The following is a 17,298-nucleotide window of genomic DNA, read 5'->3' as shown; positions in this document are numbered from 1 at the left end:
TCTAGCATATTTTATGTTATAATTTAATATGAATGCTCAAACAAAATTAGAATTGACTGAAAATCTTGAAGATTATCTTTTTGATATCTTTGAAATTTTAAAAAAAGCACCTGTCGTAAGAATAAAAGATATTGCAAAAAAACGAGGAGTGAAACTCTCAAGCACGGTTGTAGCGGTTAAAAGTCTTGCAGAAAAAGGACTCGTCAATTATCAGAAATATGAATACATTACACTTACAGAAAAAGGGCTTGAAATAGCTCAAAGAATTGAAAACAGAAAAAAAATCCTTTATAAATTTTTAACAGAAATTCTGAATGTAAGTGAACAATCAGCTATAAGAGATGTCCATAAGATGGAACATGACCTTTCAGAGGAAACGATAAATAAAATTATTGAATTTACAGAAAAATCGCAACAATAATATACTGGAGGCTTGTAATGAAAACATTGCTTGATATAAATAATGGCAAACGAGTAAAAATTCTCAAAATTTCAGGCGGGAAAGGGGTGCGACAGCATCTTCAATGCCTCGGCATTCATATCGGTGACATTGTAACTTTGAAAAAAAGCTCTTTCTTAGGTGGTCCTGTTCTTCTGGAAGTAAATGGTTTTGATGTAGCGCTTGGTAGAGGTGTGGCTTCAAAGATAGAAGTGGAGGAAATAGAATGAGAATCGCCTTTGTAGGACAGCCCAATGCTGGTAAAAGCACAATATTTAATGGTCTTGCTGGATATAAAACAATTACTGCCAACTTCCCGGGACAAACAGTCCATTATACAGTAAGCAAAGTAAAAGTTGGAGATGAAATCTTTGAAATCGTTGATTTGCCAGGGATTTATTCTCTTACTGCCATTGATCTTGCTGAGCTTGAATCAAGAAAATACATTCTGTCTGGACAGGCAGACGTTGTTATAAATGTAATTGATGCATCCGCTTTATCAAGGAGTCTTGAACTTACACTTCAACTTGCAGAATTACAGGTTCCGATGGTTATCTGTTTAAACATGATAGATGAAGCCCGAAGAAAAGGTATTGAAATCAACATAGAGAAGCTTTCTCAAATCTTTGGAGTGCCTGTTATTGAAACTATTGCAAATAAAGGAATAGGACTTGATAATATCTTCAACTCAGCAAAACAGGCATATTATAAAAAACTTATTCCAAAAATTCAGTTTTTTCACAAAGACATAGAAGAAAAAATTGAAGAAATTGAAAAAATTATTCCCGAGGATTTTTTAAAAAACATTCCAAGAAGATATATTGCTGTAAAATTATTGGAGGGAGATAAGGAAATTTTTGAAGAAATTAAAGATATTCCTGAAATTTCAGAGAAGGTTACAAAATTAAGAGAAGAAATTAAAATAACCCATGGAAGGCACGCTGATACTGTAATCTCCTCTGAAAGACATGCCCTTTCAATGAATATATTTGAAGATGTAGCAAAAGTTGTAGAGCCTTTAAAATCATTTAGAGAAAGGGTCGATGATCTGCTCACAAATAAATACTTGGGCTATCCTTTGTTATTTTTAATTTTATTTGGAATTTTTTATATAGTTTTTGAAGTTGGAAAATTTATTGAAGAGCCAATTACAGAAGGTTTTGATTCTTTAATTCAAAAATTGCCCCAGTTTATTGAAGAAAACAGTTTATTATACTTTATTGTCAAAGGATTACTTGAAGGTTTTTCAGGAGGACTTGGCGTTGCCATTCCTTACTTAATACCATTTTTTATTGGATTAACTGTTCTGGAAGATATAGGTTATCTGCCAAGAATGGCTTTTTTAATGGATACAATAATGCATAGAATTGGATTGCATGGAAAAAGTATTCTTCCATTTGTTGTTTCCTATGGCTGTAATGTTCCTGGAGTTATGGCAACGAGAATACTAGAGTCTCCAAGAGATCGCTTTATTACAGCAACTCTTTCTGTTTTAATTCCCTGTGCAGCAAGAACAACCGTGATATTTGGACTGGTTGGAGCATACATTGGAGGATTAGCAGCAGCAGGACTTTATCTTTTTAATCTTTTTGTAATCATGGGTTTGGGTGCTGTATTAACAAAATTTATCCCTGAAATTACTCCTGGATTAATAATGGAGATTCCACCATTGAGAATTCCGGCAGTAAAAAATGTTTTTATGAAAACATGGCTGAGACTCAAAGATTTTATTCTTGTTGCCTGGCCCCTGCTTGTTATAAGTAGCGTTGTTCTAAGTTTTATAGAATATCTAAAGCTTGATTTAATTTTAAATAAACTCTTTTATCCAGTAATTACTCAAATTCTTGGACTGCCTGAACAAACAGGAATAACGCTTCTTTTTGGTATTCTCAGGAAAGAACTCTCTATGATAATGCTTTTTCAGGCAATGGACACAACTCAGCTCAATACAGTTATGACCAATCTTCAATTGATTGTATACACAATATTTACGATATTTTACATGCCCTGTGTAGGAACAATGGGAGCATTAGTAAAAGAACTTGGTTTTAAAAAAATGATTTTAATTAGTGGTTTAACTATCCTTTTAGCATTAATACTGGCTTTAACTTCAAGAATAACACTGTCTCTTATTATTTGAGAAAAGATTTAAAAATTTGATATCCTTGAAGTAAGGAGGCAGATTAAAATAGCTAAAATTTACGGCAATATATCTGGATTAAAAAAAAGCATAATACATGGATTAGAAAGACTTTACAGGAAAAAACAACCTATAGATGTTTTTATTACTCCTGAATTAGCGAAGTCTTTATGCTCTATATCTTACGAAATTAATAGACAAATTGGAGTTTTAATTGACAGAGCAGGTAATATAACTCATGTTATAATCGGGACTGCCCATTCAATTCTAATCCCATCACTTGAAGATTTTCCTATGGGAAGAAAACCTCTAAGGGGCTTAAGATACATTCATACACACTTAAATAAAGAAATGCCTAACAGGGAAGATATAACTGACCTGAGGCTTTTAAGATTTGATACTCTGGGTGTTTTAACTCATGAAAAAGGCTCACCTGAAATCATTCATATTGTTCATCTTTTACCTTATGGAAAAGAAAATCAAATTGAACTCATTTCATCAAATTTTTATTCTCTTAAGCTAAATTTTAAAGAATTCATCAATAATCTGGAAGCAGAAATGGATAGAGCAAGAGTTATTGATATGCACGATCCAAGAGAAAAAGCTATACTTATTAGTGTATCTACCGCACCAAAGTATGTTCTTGAAGAACAGATGGAAGAATTAGAAGAACTGGCAAAATCAGCCGACTTAATCGTAATAGATAAAATCATTCAAAGAGTAAAACAGATAAATCCAAAATATCTGCTTGGTGAAGGAAAACTCAGAGAGTTAATTATTAAAGCAATGGACATGGGAGCAACCCTTCTGGTATTTGATCAGAATTTAACACCATCACAAATAAGAGCAATAACTGATATGACAGAGTTAAAGGTAATAGATCGTAGTCAGCTTATACTCGATATTTTTGCTAAAAGAGCTCACACAAGGGATGGAAAAGTTCAGGTAGAGCTTGCTCAACTAAGATACATGCTTCCAAGACTTACAGGTAAAGGAACTGCCATGTCAAGGCTTGCTGGAGGAATAGGGGGGAGGGGTCCTGGAGAGACAAAACTTGAGATTGACAGGCGAAGAATAAAAGAAAGGATTCATCATCTTGAAAATGAACTAAAAAAACTAACCTTAGCAAGACTGCAAAGAAAAAAACGCAGAAAAGAGTTTTCAATCCCTATTGTATCAATCATAGGGTATACAAATGCTGGTAAATCAACACTTCTTAATGCTCTTACAAAAAGTTCAGTTTTTGTTGAAGACAAAATGTTTGCAACTCTTGATACATCTTCAAGAAGATTGAAATTTCCTGAAGAAAAAGAACTTATAATTACTGATACAGTGGGTTTTATCAGAGATTTACCTGAAGATCTTGTTGCTGCTTTTAAGGCTACACTTGAAGAACTTGAAGATGCATCTTTACTTATTCATCTCGTTGATATTTCTAATCCTCAGTTTGAAAATCATATTGAAGCAGTAAATAAAATTTTAAAAGAATTAGAACTTGAAACGAAACCTGTTATACTCGTTTTTAATAAAATTGATAAACTTTCATCTTTTGATACAAAGCAGATTTGCAGTAGATACAATGCGATAGGAATTTCCGCACTTGATAAACAAACACTTATCCCCTTAATAGAAGAAATAAAAAATAAGCTCTGGCAGGAAGCTACCTGTACCGCTCCACTTTGAATTTATAAATCTCTATATCAGGGTCATATGGATCAATGCCTGCTTTCAGCTTGGCAATTCTTAATTGTTCATCAACAGTGTTTACTCCCTCTATATCAGGAAGTAGTAAACCTTTCTGCCATCCTTTTATAACAATTACTCCATATTTTTTAGGATCAAGCTCATCAAGGCTTTTTACAGGTTCTGGTGGGCTGAGTATGTCAACTGAATACTCCAATTCTTCAAGTTCCTTAGGACTAACAGGAGGGAAACGAGGATCCTCAGTTGCTGAAGCTATAGCATTTCTAACAATTTCTGTGTATATATTTTCAGTGGCAGGTAAAAATGTTCCTATACATCCACGAAGTTGACCTTTTTTCTTAATTGAAACAAATACTCCAGCCCTTCTTTTCATATCAGCAGGAATATTTTCAGGAATAGGAGGTATCTTTCCGGTTTTTACATATTCTTCCACAGTTTTCTTGGCAAGTTCTACATAAGGATGCATAATTAAGTATATACTAAATCCTGGATAAAATCCAATAACTTTAAAGTTATTTTAAACATTACATACCTTAACGGTTTGACAATTTAAACATTTTTATGATATATCAATAAAAGATTGGGGAGTCGTCTAACGGCAGGACGGCAGACTCTGGATCTGCTTGTAGGGGTTCGAATCCTCTCTCCCCAGTTAAAACTAAGGTCCCATCGTCTAGCCAGGTCTAGGACGTAGCCCTCTCAAGGCTAAAGCACGGGTTCGAATCCCGTTGGGACCGTTTAAAAAATGACGAAATATGAAAAAATGGTTTTATTTAATTATATTCTCCATATTGTTTAATTTTGGTATCTCCTACGGAGAAACTTTCTCTATTTCTCAAGATACAACAATCATTGGAAAACTTCAAATTCATACAGTAAAAAACAAAGAATCACTTATAGAAATCGCAAGACATTATGACTTAGGTTATAATGAAATAGTAGATGCCAATTCTCAGATAGATCCTTTTGTCCCGGGAGATGGAAATAAAGTAATAATTCCGACTTTTTGGATTCTGCCAGACAGACCAAATAATTTTCAAGGAATAATCATAAATCTTTCTGAAATGAGACTTTACTATTTTCATAAAAAATCAAAAGATCAACTAGTTACAACATTTCCAATTGGAATCGGCGATGATGGAGTTGAAACTCCAGTAGGAAAGTTCAAAATATCACATAAAATTGTTAATCCTCCATGGTATGTTCCCGAATCAATTAGAAAAGAAAGACCAGAACTTCCAGAAGTTGTTCCACCAGGTCCAGAAAATCCTTTAGGAACTCATGCGATGAGACTATCAGGATTAAGCTATCTTATTCACGGAACAAATAGACCATGGGCTATAGGTAGAAAAGTCACTCATGGCTGTATTAGGCTTTATCCAGAGGATATTCCAAAACTATTTGATATGGTTCCAGTTGGAACTGAAGTATTGATTATAAGGCAACCTGTAAAAGTAGGAAAAATTGGCGATAATGTGTATGTAGAAGTTCACAGAGACGATCAATTGAGAGATTTTGATTATCTTAAAGATGCTATGGAACAACTCAATAAGAAAGGACTTCTAAAATATGTGGATACATTTAAACTTTACAATACAATTAAACAAAAAACTGGAATTCCAACTTCAGTGAGCATTCAAAATAAAGAGCCACAGATCATACCTTCTGATCTGTGGCTCTAAAAAAATCTAACAAAATAAATTACTTCTTCTGCTGAAGCTCAAATGCCTTTCCTGCTTTCTGTGCAGCAGCTTCTGCTCTCTTTGCTGCATCCTCTGCTTTCTGTGCAGCAGCTTCTGCTCTCTTTGCCGCATCATCTGCCTTTGTGCAACAATCATCAATCTTCTTGTCTAAAGCATTAACCTTTGATTCAAGATTGTTTACTTTAGTTTCCAGCTTTCCAATTCTGTCTACAAGTGGGTCAATCTCCTGCTTCACATAATCCTTGCTGGCACAACCAAAAGCAAAAATAAACATGGCAGCTATCATGACAGTTAAAAGCTTTTTCATCCTATCTCACCTCCTTTCTTGAAAAAGTTTTAATTAATACAACTTTAGCTTAAAATGAAAAATTTTTCAACCCTTTTTTAAATATCCTTCAATAAAAATATCACCTGATATTCTCTTTATCTTTAAATCCCTTACTTCAAAAGCTTCATTGAGGTTCTTATAAAACTTCCCTCCAATACTTGGATAAGAATTTGAACCACCTATTATCTTTGGTGCGACAAAGATCATTAATTTATCCACGACTCCATCCCATAAAGCATAACTGTTCAACGATGAACCGCCTTCAATCATCAAAGAAGTAATCTCTCTTTTCCCAAGCTCTTTCATAAGCCATTTAAGATCAACTTTCTCAGAAGAAAAAAAGATAGTTTCTATTCCTCTATCATTTAAAAGTTTTAATTTATCGTCACTTAGTTTTCTCTCATGGACAACAGCTATTGTAGCTGGTGGAGGATTATAGACATGATAATTTAAGGGAATCTTGAGTTCAGGATCTATTATAACTCTTAATGGATTTTTACCATTTTTTATTCTTGATGTAAACATCGGATTGTCTTTTAACACTGTGCCATAAGCAGTCAGTATTGCATCAACTCTTGAACGCATTAAATGTACTAATTTTCTTGACTCCTCTGATGTAATCCATTTAGACTCTCCTGAAGGAGTGGCAATTTTCCCATCGAGGGTCATTGCTATTTTGAGAATTACAAAAGGAGTTTTTGTTGTTATGTATTTTATGTAAAACTCGTTTAATTTTCGGGCATCTTCTTCAAAAATCCCTTCGATTACCTCAATACCATGACTTTTCAGTATTTCTATTCCTTTTCCTGATACTTTTGGATTAGGATCTTTCATGGCAATAACAACTCGTTTAATCCCTGATTTTATTATTGCATCTGTACATGGAGGTGTCTTTTTATCTCTGTGACAGCATGGTTCAAGCGTTACATAAAGGGTGGCGCCATTTAAATGCTCTTTTGCCTTCATTATAGCTTCAACTTCAGCATGAGGTAAGCCTGCTTTTTTATGATAACCTTCTGCGATAATCTTGCCATTTTTTACAATAACAGCACCAACCATAGGATTTGGAGATGTTCTCCAATTTGCCTTTTTTGCAAGATAGAGTGCTCTTTTCATAAAAAATTTATCATCCAACATATTTAAATTGTAATAAAACTAAACCACATTTAGCAATGAAGATAATTGATTTTTTTAAAACTAATTCAGTATAATAACCAAAACTATGAATTTGTTCACCCAGAAAGAACAAATAAAAGGAATTATTGAATCTTTACTTTTTGTTGCAGAAAAACCTCTATCAATAAAAATTTTACATACCATTTTAAATATCCATGAAAGTTATCTTAAAGAAATAATTTATGAACTTGCTGAAGAATATAAACGTAGAAATTCAGGGATTATGATTATCAAAATTGAAGATTCCTATCAGATGGTTACAAATCCTCAGTATGCTGATTGGATAAAAATATTTAAACAGCAAACAAACAATAAACTTTCTGAACAGGCACTTGAAACACTTGCTATAATAGCATATAAACAACCTATTACAAAGGCTGAAATAGAAAAAATAAGAGGCGTAAATTCTGATTATGCAATAAAAACTTTAATGGAAAAAAAACTTATAAAAATTGTAGGTAAAAAAGAAGTACCTGGCAGACCTTTTGTTTATGGAACAACAAAGGAATTTTTAAAACTTTTCGGGCTTTCGAGCTTAAATGAACTGCCCGGGATTATTGATTTTAAAGAAGTCAACGCTGCTTAAGGAGGTGATTTATGAGTAAAATCTTTGTCTTTATAGCAATTTTAGTTATTTTACCCTGCCTTGTATTTGCTCAGCCATATACAGTAAAAAAAGGTGACAATATCTGGAAAATTTCCAAGAAATTTAATGTTTCAGTTACAGAGATAAAAAAGGCAAATAACTTAAAAAATAATAAATTACAAGTAGGTATGAAATTAGAAATCCCTCAAAAAAATGACAAAATCATAAAAAAATCAGATACAACTGAATATCATACTGTTAAAAAAGGTGAAAATTTATTCAGAATTGCAAAAAAATACAATATATCAGTAGAAGAACTTAAAAGATTGAATGGATTAAATAGCAATAAGCTTAGCACAGGGCAAAAGCTTATTGTAAAAGTTCCAGAAAAACCAAAAGAGATAGTTTCTACAATAAGAGAAGATGAAAAAGTTCCTGTTTTAGCTTCTGCAAGACCAGATATAAAGGAAAAAATAGAAGAAATAGAGGAAATCAAAGCATCAGAGGATCTCTCTCAAATGACTATTACTGAAAGGTTGCTTCTTTTTGCAAAGAAGATGCTTCATTTGCCCTATAGATTTGGTGGAAATAGCTTTAGTGGTCTTGACTGCTCTTTCTTTGTGAAAAAAGTTTATTCAATGGTCGGTATTGAACTACCAAGAAGTGCAAGAGAACAATTTACAATTGGAATCCCGGTGAATAAAAATGAACTTCAGCCTGGAGACCTTGTATTTTTCAGAACCTATGCAAAATTTCCATCTCATGTAGGAATCTATCTTGGAGAGAACCTATTTATTCATGCTTCAACAAGGTCAAAAAAGGTAACCATTGATAGTTTAGAAGCACCCTATTATCTAAGCAGATTTATCGGTGCAAAAAGAATTCTTGGAATTGACAAAGAATCTATAGAGAAAACAATTGAAGAAATTAAGAAACAAGAGGATTAATTAGAATAAATTGTCTTTCCCATATCACGTATATCATATCCTCCAAGAGATTTCACTGCTTCTTTGAATTCTTTATCTTCCCTTATAACCTTCAAAACTGCTTGAATTATTGGTAATTCAAAAAATTCCTGAGGAATCAAAATATCGTATCTTTCTTCAGTAACAGGAATAAAATCTAGACCAAGTGCCTGTGCAGCAGAAAAAATACCCAATCCCACATCGGCTCTTCCTGTAAGTACTGCTGAAGCCACTGCCATGTGTGTATATTCATCTCTGTCGTAACCTTTTATTGCAGTTGGAGATATTCCAAGTTCTTTCAAATGTTTATCAAGAAGTAGTCTCGTTCCTGAACCAGCCTGTCTGTTTATGAAAATTACATCTTCTCGAGCAAGGTCTTCAAAACCTCTTATGTTTTTAGGATTTCCTTTTTTAACAATGAAACCCTGAATTCTATAAACAAGATTTATGAGAACAACTTTTTTTTCTGGTAAGAGCTTCTTTATAAAAGGAACATTGTATTCACCAGTCGCTTCATCAAGAAGATGAGTTCCTGCTATATGGGCTTCACCTTTTTTGACTGCAATAAGACCACCCATTGAACCAACATGGGCAGAGGATAGAGTTACATGGGGATAATTTTTTCTAACAAAATTATACAAAACATCAAGAGTGTTGTCATGGCTACCAATACAAACAACAGTATTGTTAATTTCATTCTTACTTCTCCAGAGATGAACAGTTACTTCACTACCCTGAGAAAATCCTTCAGAACCTCTTGGAATTACTATATATCCATCAGCTCTAACAACACTCATAAGAAGTCCCGCTCCTCTTCCCATTGGAGTTACAATGTATTTTCCTCCTACCCTACCCACCTTTACTCTTACAAACTCATCAACTCCAATGCTTGATGATATCTGTCTTGAGAGAATTGCTCTGAGTTCCTCTTCTGTCTTAATTGATACACCGAGGTAAAGCTCTATCAGAGGTTTAACAAAGAGGTCAAAACACAAAAAAGCTGATACAGGATATCCTGGAATTCCCAGTACTGCCTTTTTATTTATAAATCCTGCAATAAAAGGTTTACCTGGTTTTATTGCAACACCATTTATGATGACCTCACCAAGTTCATTGAGAACTTTATATGTAAAATCCTCCTTTCCGTAGCCAGAACCAGCATTCAATAAAAGGAGGTCACACTCTTTTAAAGCATTCAAAATAGCATTTTTTATCGCATTTTCTTCATCTGGAACAACTGGATAAATCTTGGCTTCTGCTCCTACTTCATTTATCAGACTACCAAGAACTGCTGAATTATACTCTATCAACTCTGGTGGATTTGGCATTCTTTGTTTAATTGTTTCAGCATCAATAAGTTCTGAACCTGTTGGAATTATTCCAATAACAGGTTTTTTTCGCACTCTTATCTCTGTTATTCCACTTGCAAGCATTGCTCCAATGTCAGCTGCACGCACTATATGACTTTCAGGAATAATCAACTCTGTTGCAACAATATCTTCTCCAATCGGTCTTACATCATTGTAGGGAGGTACAGAAGCGTAAATTTCTATAAATCCGTCTCTTACATTTACATCTTCAACTGGTATTACTGCATCAAACCCATCTTGAAGCGGATCTCCTGTTTCAATCCATTGAGCATCAACCCCTATTTTTAGTCTTACAGGCTCTCTTTCGGATGCTAAAAATGTATCTCTGGCTCTAACAGCATATCCATCCATTGCAGCAGAATGGAAATAGGGAGAAGAAAATTTAGCTGTAACAGGCTCTGCCGTTACTCTTCCCAAAGAAGATTTAACAGAGATAGTCTCAGAATCAATAGGGATAGAAACTCTTTCCCTAAAAGCATTAAAAAGTCTCTGCTTTGCTTCATCTAACGATAAAAGTTCGTGAAAAACTTTTTTACCCATTTATTCAATTATCCTCAATCCAATGTAATTTGGAGAACGTCTTATATAGCCACGCTTCTGAACCACAATGTCAAGAGGCAGGCTTACTATGTCAATTAGAAAAGGGTCTCTATATTTTATATAATGGTTTTCTCTGAAACTCTTTATGTAGGTATTACATTCAAGACATAGTTCAGCTCTTATTTCTTCATCATCAAGAAGGATTTCAATCCTACTTGAATCTTTATTAAAACAGTAGGGACATCCTATTCTAAAAAAGCTTCCGCCATGTTCACATAGAGGACAAATCATAATTTTTTCATTATTTTCAGTAATCATAGCAAGGGATGAATCGGTCCCACAAATTGGACATTTTCCTGTATCCATAAATGATGCCTGCTCACCTTCTTTCCTTAAAAAAACAAAAAAGGGTTTGCTCAGGATAAAAAGCATTCTTTCTATTTCTTCCCTTGATATTTCTTCACTTTGAATTTGCATTGACCATAAACTCGCAGGTTCCTTTACAGGATTCTTTCCACTTTTTAAAATCTCCTCTTTCAAAAATGAAATAGATTCGTAGGGAATCTGGAAAACCGATGAAAAATTTTTAAGAACAATATCAATCAATTCAGTTTCGCTGTCAAGTTTTACCATTTCTCGGTCTTTTTTACATTGTTCATTTAATGTTTTTATTTTTTGATACAGTTCAAGAGGACTCTGTAAATGAGGTTTTTCTTTTATTAGTTCTTCAAATTTCATATTTCCTCCAACTATTTAATTTTATTTCATTATAACACAATGTCAGTCTCATAAATTCGTAAGGTTTTATATCTTATGGCATTAATTATTTGAGTCAAATTTATTGTATCAAAGTTATCCTCAAGGATCCAAGAAAATTCAACCTTTTTAAATCCATACTTTTTTGCTCCTTTGAAGGCTTCTCTGAGCATTATTGATTCTACACCTTTATGCCTCATATCTTTCTTTACTCCAAAAAGAAGAAGCCTGATTGAGTTAATTTTTCTCCTGTAGTACAAAGCCTTAATTATTGACAATGGCGTCAATTTTCCTTTTATCTTTCTTAATACTTCATTAAAATCCGGAATGGCACCAAAAAAACCAACAGGCTTACCATCTTTTTCAGCAACTATAATCAATTCCTGTAATGCTATTGGCTTAAGTTTCATTGCCATATAGTCAATTTCTTCCTTTGTTATTGGAATAAATCCCCAATTATGAGCCCATGCTTCATTGTAAACTTCCATAAATGCATAAAGCTCTTGAGTTAAATTTTTCAAATTCACAGTTCTTACCTTTATTCCTTGTTTTTCTGCAAAATTAGCAATTCTTTCAATTTTTTGAGGAAGTTTCTCAGGAATATCTGCTAAAAAACAGTAAAGATCCTTAGCTTTTCTCATTCCATAAGACTTAACAAGTTCATTGTAATATGGCGGATTGTAAGGAATCATTATCATTGAAGGAGTATCAAATCCTTCATAAAGAAATCCGCATTCTTCATTTGTTGAAAGATTCATTGGACCGCGCATTATGGAGAGATTATTTTCTTTCAAAAACTTCCTTGTTTTATCAAATAAGGAATTAGCAACAGCCTGGTCATTTATGCATTCAAAAAGTCCAAAAAAACCTGCATTATCATTGTGATATTCAAGATGAGCATAATTAACAATAGCAGCAATCCTTCCAACAGGTTTCTTATTTTTATAAGCAATATAAAATTTAGCCTTAGCTCTTTTAAAAAATGGATTTTTCTCTGTAAGATGTTCAGTCATCTCATTGATTAATGGAGAAGCATAAAAGGGATCGTTTTTATAAAGTTTCAATGGTAAATAAACAAATTCTTTAAGCTCTTTTTTTGTTGTAACTTCTCTTATTTCCAATGCCCTTTATCCGAAATATTTGGTAATCTGCATAATTAAAAGTGTAAATGCAATTAACTTTTATTGTCAACATAATCAATTGAAACTTTAGGTTAATTTGTTTTATGATTTTAGATTATGCAAATTAATCAGGGAGGGCTCTATGCAAGAAGATATGAAAAAGTATTACGAAGAAGTTAAAAACTTCAAACTCACTGTACCAGAGAAATTTTCATTTCCATTGGATGTTTTTGACAAATGGGGTGATAAAACTGCCCTTTTGTGGACAGATGGTAATGAAGTAAAGAGTTTCAGTTTTAGTGAGTTAACCCAGCTATCAAGTAAACTTGCAGGAGGCTTTAAAAAACTTGGAATAAATAAAGGAGATAAGGTTTTAATAATGCTCCCCAATAAACCAGAATGGTGGGTAATTGTTCTTGCGACAATGAGAATCAACGCAGTTACTATTCCAGCTACAACACTTCTTACTGCAAAAGATATTGAATACAGACTTAAAGCAGCCGACATTAAAGCTGTTATATCAGACAGTGAAAATGCCCCAAAAATAGAAGAAGCTGTCAACAAGCATGGGAAAGACATAATATTAATAAATCTGGAAAATCAACCAGGTTGGCACAAGTATGAAGAAGTTATGAAAAGTGAAGCCTTCATTGGTGAAAGAACATTCTCTAATGAACCTGCATTCATATTTTTCACATCTGGAACTACAGGGCTACCAAAAATGGTTCTTCACACACAGGTAAGCTATCCTCTTGCTCATATTATCACTGGAAAATTTTGGCTTGATCTAAAACCAGGAGATATTCACTGGAATATTTCTGATACAGGCTGGGCAAAGGCGGCATGGTCAAGCTTTTTTGGACCATGGAATATGGGAGCTACAGTTTTTAGCTATCATAGAAAAGGAAAATTTTCTCCTGCTCTTATTGTAGAAACATTAAAAAAATACCAAGTTAATACTTTGTGTGGACCTCCAACTGCTTATAGAATGATTGTTAAAGAGATTCCTTTGAATGAGTTAAAATTCAAAACAGTAAGACATTTTGTTGCTGCAGGTGAACCTCTAAATCCTGAGATAATTAATTTATGGAAAGAAGCAACAGGAGAATACATTTACAATGGATATGGACAAACTGAAACAGTAAATACACTTGCCATGTTCAGATTCATTTCAATGAAACCAGGAGCCACAGGACTTCCAACACCGGGCTTTGAGATAGATATAGTTGACGACGAAGGCAATCCCCTTCCTCCTGATACAGAAGGAAACATTGCAATAAAAATAAATCCTAATAGACCAGTTGGACTATTTCAGGAATATGTTGGTGACAAATTAGAAATGGCTGCTGCGTTCAGAGGTGATTGGTATTATACAAGAGACCGCGGGTACAAGGACAAAGATGGATACTTCTGGTTTGTCGGAAGAGAAGATGATGTTATCATAAGTGCAGGATACCGTATTGGTCCTTTTGAAGTTGAAAGCGCTCTTATTAAACATCCCGCAGTCAAGGAAGCTGCAGTCGTTGCAAGCCCTGATGAAGTCAGAGGAGAAGTTGTTAAAGCTTTCATTGTCCTTACGCAGGACTATGAACCTTCTGAAAGTCTTATTAAGGAAATCCAGGAGTTTGTTAAAAAAGAGACAGCACCATATAAATATCCAAGAAAAATAGAGTTCGTTGATGAACTTCCCAAAACAATAAGTGGTAAAATAAAAAGAAAGGAACTAAAACTTAAAGAATTCGGGAAATTAAAATAATATGCCATACATAGCAGTCATAGGAGCAGGAAGCTGGGGCACCACCCTGGCTTCTCTTCTTTCAAAAAAAGGATTTGATGTAATAATATGGGCAAGAGAAAAAGAAGTTGCCGATGCGGTAAATTATAAAAAAGAAAATCCTGTATATTTACCTGAAATTAAGCTACCAGAAAGTTTAATTGCCACTAATGATATCCTTGAAGCAATAAAAAAAGCCCGATTTATTGTAAATGCTGTTCCAACTCAGCATATAAGAGTTGTATTTTCAGCTTTGCAAAATAAATTAAATAGTGAGCATATAGTTGTAAGTGCTTCAAAAGGTATTGAAAAAGAAACTTTAAAAACACCATCTATGATTCTTGAAGAGATACTGAATAAAAAAGTTTATGTTCTTTCAGGACCAACTTTTGCTTTAGAAGTTGCCCAAGAAAAACCTACAGCTGTAACTATTTCAGGAATAGAAAAAAAAGAAAGACTTCTATTGCAGGAAATCTTCAGCACTCCCTATTTTCGAGTTTATGAACATGACGATCCTCTTGGAGCAGAAATTGGAGGAGCTGTGAAAAATGTTATCGCAATTGCTGCTGGTATCTGTGATGCTCTTGAACTTGGCAATAATGCACGAGCTGCACTAATTACAAGAGGATTACATGAAATTATGAGACTTGGTAAGAAAATGGGAGCTAATGAAAGAACATTTTCAGGATTAAGTGGACTTGGAGACCTTTTCCTTACATGCACTTCAAATCTTTCAAGAAATTACACTGTTGGATATAGACTCGGTAAAGGTGAATCAATGGAAGAAATCTCAAAAAGCATGCGTGGAGTTGCAGAAGGAGTTGAAACAAGTCTTTCTTTAATGCAACTTTCAAAAAAACTTGATATTGAAATGCCTATTACTGCTGAAGTATATCAGGTCATCTACAAAGGTAAATCACCTAAACAGGCAGCTTTAGACTTAATGAACAGAACTTTGAAACCAGAGTTTTACTAACTTAAATCAAGTTTCATAATTATGGCATCTTCCTCTGGAAGCATATAATATTTTTTTCGTATTCCAACTTTTTTAAATTTCATTTTTTCATAAAAACTGATTGCCTCTTTATTTGATACTCTTACTTCAAGAAAACAGCTCTTTACACACCCTTTTATCTCATCAAGAACACTTTTCATAAGATATGTAGCAATACCTTTTCTTCTTAATTCAGGCTTTACAGCAATTGAAAGCAGTTCTGCCTCATCTAATATTTTTCGTAAAACTATGTATCCGGCAATTTTTCCATCAAACTCAGCAACTTTAATGATTGATTGGGTATTTAACATCTCACTCACAAAAGATTGTAAAGACCATGGTATTGAAAAGCTCTGTTTTGAAATCTCTAAAACTTCTGGAAAATCTTCTTCTTTAAGTTCTCTTATGAATAACTTCATCCAAACTTTATCTCTGCCTCTGACTTTCTAAGATAAATAGGTTTTAAATCTTTTCCATGAATTGCTTCGTCTATTCTTTTTGATGCTATGTAGGCTACAATTGAAGGACTGGCAACTGAGTATATTGAATCAACAAATATAGCTTTTCTACCAAATTTTTCAATCAGCTTTTCCTTATAGAGTTCAACAGCACTTCCAACAAATACAGTTTCTTCCTTAATCCATTCAGCTAAAGTTTCAATATTAATTACCGAATCTTCTTTAAGTCTCTCAATCTTATTATCGGTCCATCTGAACAAAGCCGCAAAAATTTCCTTTTTTCTTGCATCAATAATTGGAGATATTTGATATTTACAGTACGGCAATCTCCAGGCAATAACTTCAAGAGTGGATACGGGAATCACTTTTTTTTGAGTAACAAAACTTAATCCTTTTACTGTACTTACTGCAACTCTCAATCCTGTAAAAGAACCTGGTCCAACAGTTACAGAATAATAATCAATTGTTTCAATAGGAATCTTCATGGTCTCAAGAATATGAACTATCTCTGGAAGGAGTTTCTCGGAATGAGAAGCCTTAAACTTCATAATGGACTGAGCAATGAGCTTATCATCCTCTAAAATAGCCACACCTGCATACTCTGTTGATGTATCAATACCTAAGATACGCATCTTTTATTTATTTTTACAATATATCTTTTACCATCTACCACAGGTAGATCAAACTCTTTTATCTCAACCTCATACTCTTTCGGTAACTCATCAATCTCTTGCTGTAGTTTAAGAGACTTACTTATCAAAAAAAATCCTCCATCTTTTAGTAAATGTTTACACCTTTGCACAAACTCTTTTATGCTCCATAGAGCTCTTGAAATAACGATGTCAAATTTTTCCCTTACTTCCTCAGCTTTTGATTGATAAACTTCTATGTTTCTGAGTTCAAGCTTTCTTTTTAAATTTTTTAAAAAAGCTACTTTTTTCCATGAGGGCTCAATTAATGCTATTTTTAAATCTTCTCTAACAATAGCAATAGGTACACCTGGGAAACCTGCTCCACTGCCCACATCGGTAATACTGAATGGCTTTTCAGGAATAAACCAGAGATAAAAAAGAGAATCTAAAAAATGTTTTACCACTATTTCTTTTTCATCTTCAATTGAAGTGAGATTGTATGCTTTGTTCCATCTTTTCAGTTCTTTTAGATAAATTAAAAATTTCTCAATTGCTACTTCGTCATTGAGATTTAAACATTGTTTTAAAAAACTCTTTAATTCTTCCATGGGC

Annotated in this window: 18 protein-coding genes and 2 tRNA genes; 11 read left to right on the top strand and 9 right to left on the bottom strand. The window is 33.5% G+C overall.

All coding sequences use genetic code 11. From position 1 onward, the window contains the following. Positions 1–28 precede the first annotated feature (28 nt). The 4 genes from TAGGR_RS05450 to hflX all read left to right on the top strand — a co-directional run bounded on the left by TAGGR_RS05450 (position 29) and on the right by hflX (position 4,262). Positions 29–421: a metal-dependent transcriptional regulator gene (locus TAGGR_RS05450; protein WP_059176316.1), complete on the top strand. Its 393-nt coding sequence runs from the start codon at positions 29–31 to the stop codon at positions 419–421. Positions 422–438: 17 nt separating this feature from the next. Continuing rightward, a complete protein-coding gene (locus TAGGR_RS05445; protein ID WP_059176315.1) occupies positions 439–669 on the top strand; it encodes a FeoA family protein in 231 nt (76 codons plus the stop codon). After that, on the top strand, positions 666–2,579 hold the full coding sequence (gene feoB / locus TAGGR_RS05440; protein WP_059176314.1) for a ferrous iron transport protein B: 1,914 nt from the start codon (positions 666–668) through the stop codon (positions 2,577–2,579). The genes TAGGR_RS05445 and feoB overlap by 4 nt, the downstream gene beginning before the upstream one ends. Before the next feature lie 294 nt (positions 2,580–2,873). Further along, entirely contained in the window at positions 2,874–4,262 is a 1,389-nt protein-coding gene (gene hflX, locus TAGGR_RS05435; protein WP_236698904.1) for a GTPase HflX, read from the top strand. Here hflX and amrA read toward each other — a convergent pair. After that, a complete protein-coding gene (gene amrA, locus TAGGR_RS05430; protein ID WP_059176312.1) occupies positions 4,240–4,749 on the bottom strand; it encodes an AmmeMemoRadiSam system protein A in 510 nt (169 codons plus the stop codon). The genes hflX and amrA overlap by 23 nt on opposite strands. A 115-nt stretch (positions 4,750–4,864) precedes the next feature. Between amrA and TAGGR_RS05425 the strand changes: the two genes are divergently transcribed. The 3 genes from TAGGR_RS05425 (at position 4,865) to TAGGR_RS05415 (ending at position 5,965) form a co-directional block, all read left to right on the top strand. Next, positions 4,865–4,935 (top strand) — tRNA-Gln (locus tag TAGGR_RS05425). A 10-nt stretch (positions 4,936–4,945) separates the two neighbouring features. After that, positions 4,946–5,020: transfer RNA gene (locus TAGGR_RS05420), tRNA-Glu, on the top strand. An 18-nt stretch (positions 5,021–5,038) separates the two neighbouring features. Then, complete coding sequence (locus tag TAGGR_RS05415; protein WP_059176311.1) at positions 5,039–5,965, top strand: L,D-transpeptidase family protein; 927 nt, start codon at positions 5,039–5,041, stop codon at positions 5,963–5,965. Positions 5,966–5,984: 19 nt separating this feature from the next. Here the strand turns inward: TAGGR_RS05415 and TAGGR_RS05410 are convergent, their stop codons facing one another. After that, a complete protein-coding gene (locus tag TAGGR_RS05410; RefSeq protein WP_059176310.1) occupies positions 5,985–6,293 on the bottom strand; it encodes an Lpp/OprI family alanine-zipper lipoprotein in 309 nt (102 codons plus the stop codon). A 66-nt stretch (positions 6,294–6,359) separates the two neighbouring features. Then, positions 6,360–7,430: a bifunctional diaminohydroxyphosphoribosylaminopyrimidine deaminase/5-amino-6-(5-phosphoribosylamino)uracil reductase RibD gene (gene ribD / locus TAGGR_RS05405; RefSeq protein ID WP_059176562.1), complete on the bottom strand. Its 1,071-nt coding sequence runs from the start codon at positions 7,428–7,430 to the stop codon at positions 6,360–6,362. 106 nt (positions 7,431–7,536) lie between these two features. Between ribD and scpB the strand changes: the two genes are divergently transcribed. After that, positions 7,537–8,076 (top strand): SMC-Scp complex subunit ScpB, encoded by a 540-nt coding sequence (gene scpB / locus TAGGR_RS05400; RefSeq protein WP_059176309.1) that lies wholly within the window; start codon positions 7,537–7,539, stop codon positions 8,074–8,076. An 11-nt stretch (positions 8,077–8,087) separates the two neighbouring features. Further along, complete coding sequence (locus TAGGR_RS05395) at positions 8,088–9,023, top strand: C40 family peptidase (RefSeq protein WP_059176308.1); 936 nt, start codon at positions 8,088–8,090, stop codon at positions 9,021–9,023. Here the strand turns inward: TAGGR_RS05395 and TAGGR_RS05390 are convergent. Genes TAGGR_RS05390 through TAGGR_RS05380 form a run of 3 tightly spaced genes read right to left on the bottom strand, consistent with a single transcriptional unit; the run spans position 9,020 to position 12,828 of the window. Continuing rightward, positions 9,020–10,951, bottom strand: a complete 1,932-nt coding sequence (locus tag TAGGR_RS05390; RefSeq protein ID WP_059176307.1) for a molybdopterin biosynthesis protein — start codon at positions 10,949–10,951, stop codon at positions 9,020–9,022. The genes TAGGR_RS05395 and TAGGR_RS05390 overlap by 4 nt on opposite strands. Further along, positions 10,952–11,689: a formate dehydrogenase accessory protein FdhE domain-containing protein gene (locus TAGGR_RS05385; RefSeq protein WP_059176306.1), complete on the bottom strand. Its 738-nt coding sequence runs from the start codon at positions 11,687–11,689 to the stop codon at positions 10,952–10,954. It lies immediately after the preceding gene. Between the two features lie 29 nt (positions 11,690–11,718). Further along, on the bottom strand, positions 11,719–12,828 hold the full coding sequence (locus TAGGR_RS05380; RefSeq protein ID WP_059176305.1) for a GNAT family N-acetyltransferase: 1,110 nt from the start codon (positions 12,826–12,828) through the stop codon (positions 11,719–11,721). Between the two features lie 142 nt (positions 12,829–12,970). On the opposite strand from TAGGR_RS05380, the gene TAGGR_RS05375 reads away from it, so the two are divergent. Together TAGGR_RS05375 and TAGGR_RS05370 are read left to right on the top strand one after the other, a co-directional pair. Beyond that, positions 12,971–14,584, top strand: a complete 1,614-nt coding sequence (locus TAGGR_RS05375; RefSeq protein WP_059176304.1) for an acyl--CoA ligase — start codon at positions 12,971–12,973, stop codon at positions 14,582–14,584. Position 14,585: 1 nt separating this feature from the next. Beyond that, positions 14,586–15,578: an NAD(P)H-dependent glycerol-3-phosphate dehydrogenase gene (locus TAGGR_RS05370; protein WP_059176303.1), complete on the top strand. Its 993-nt coding sequence runs from the start codon at positions 14,586–14,588 to the stop codon at positions 15,576–15,578. Here the strand turns inward: TAGGR_RS05370 and rimI are convergent. From rimI to rsmG, 3 genes are read right to left on the bottom strand one after another with little or no spacing between them, the layout of a single operon-like run. Beyond that, complete coding sequence (rimI, locus tag TAGGR_RS05365; protein WP_059176302.1) at positions 15,575–16,015, bottom strand: ribosomal protein S18-alanine N-acetyltransferase; 441 nt, start codon at positions 16,013–16,015, stop codon at positions 15,575–15,577. The two genes, TAGGR_RS05370 and rimI, sit on opposite strands and share 4 nt — an antisense overlap. Next, on the bottom strand, positions 16,012–16,686 hold the full coding sequence (tsaB, locus tag TAGGR_RS05360; protein ID WP_059176301.1) for a tRNA (adenosine(37)-N6)-threonylcarbamoyltransferase complex dimerization subunit type 1 TsaB: 675 nt from the start codon (positions 16,684–16,686) through the stop codon (positions 16,012–16,014). Before tsaB ends, rimI begins: the two co-directional genes overlap by 4 nt. Continuing rightward, the gene (gene rsmG / locus TAGGR_RS05355; RefSeq protein ID WP_059176300.1) at positions 16,674–17,294 is read right to left on the bottom strand and encodes a 16S rRNA (guanine(527)-N(7))-methyltransferase RsmG; all 621 of its coding nucleotides are present in this window, start codon (positions 17,292–17,294) and stop codon (positions 16,674–16,676) included. The genes tsaB and rsmG overlap by 13 nt, the downstream gene beginning before the upstream one ends. Positions 17,295–17,298 lie beyond the last annotated feature (4 nt).

The sequence above is a fragment of the Thermodesulfovibrio aggregans genome, assembly GCF_001514535.1.
GTDB classification, from domain to species: Bacteria; Nitrospirota; Thermodesulfovibrionia; order Thermodesulfovibrionales; family Thermodesulfovibrionaceae; genus Thermodesulfovibrio; species Thermodesulfovibrio aggregans.
The sequence above is the reverse complement of the archived record's forward strand: the minus strand, read 5'-3'. Positions and strand labels throughout refer to the sequence as shown.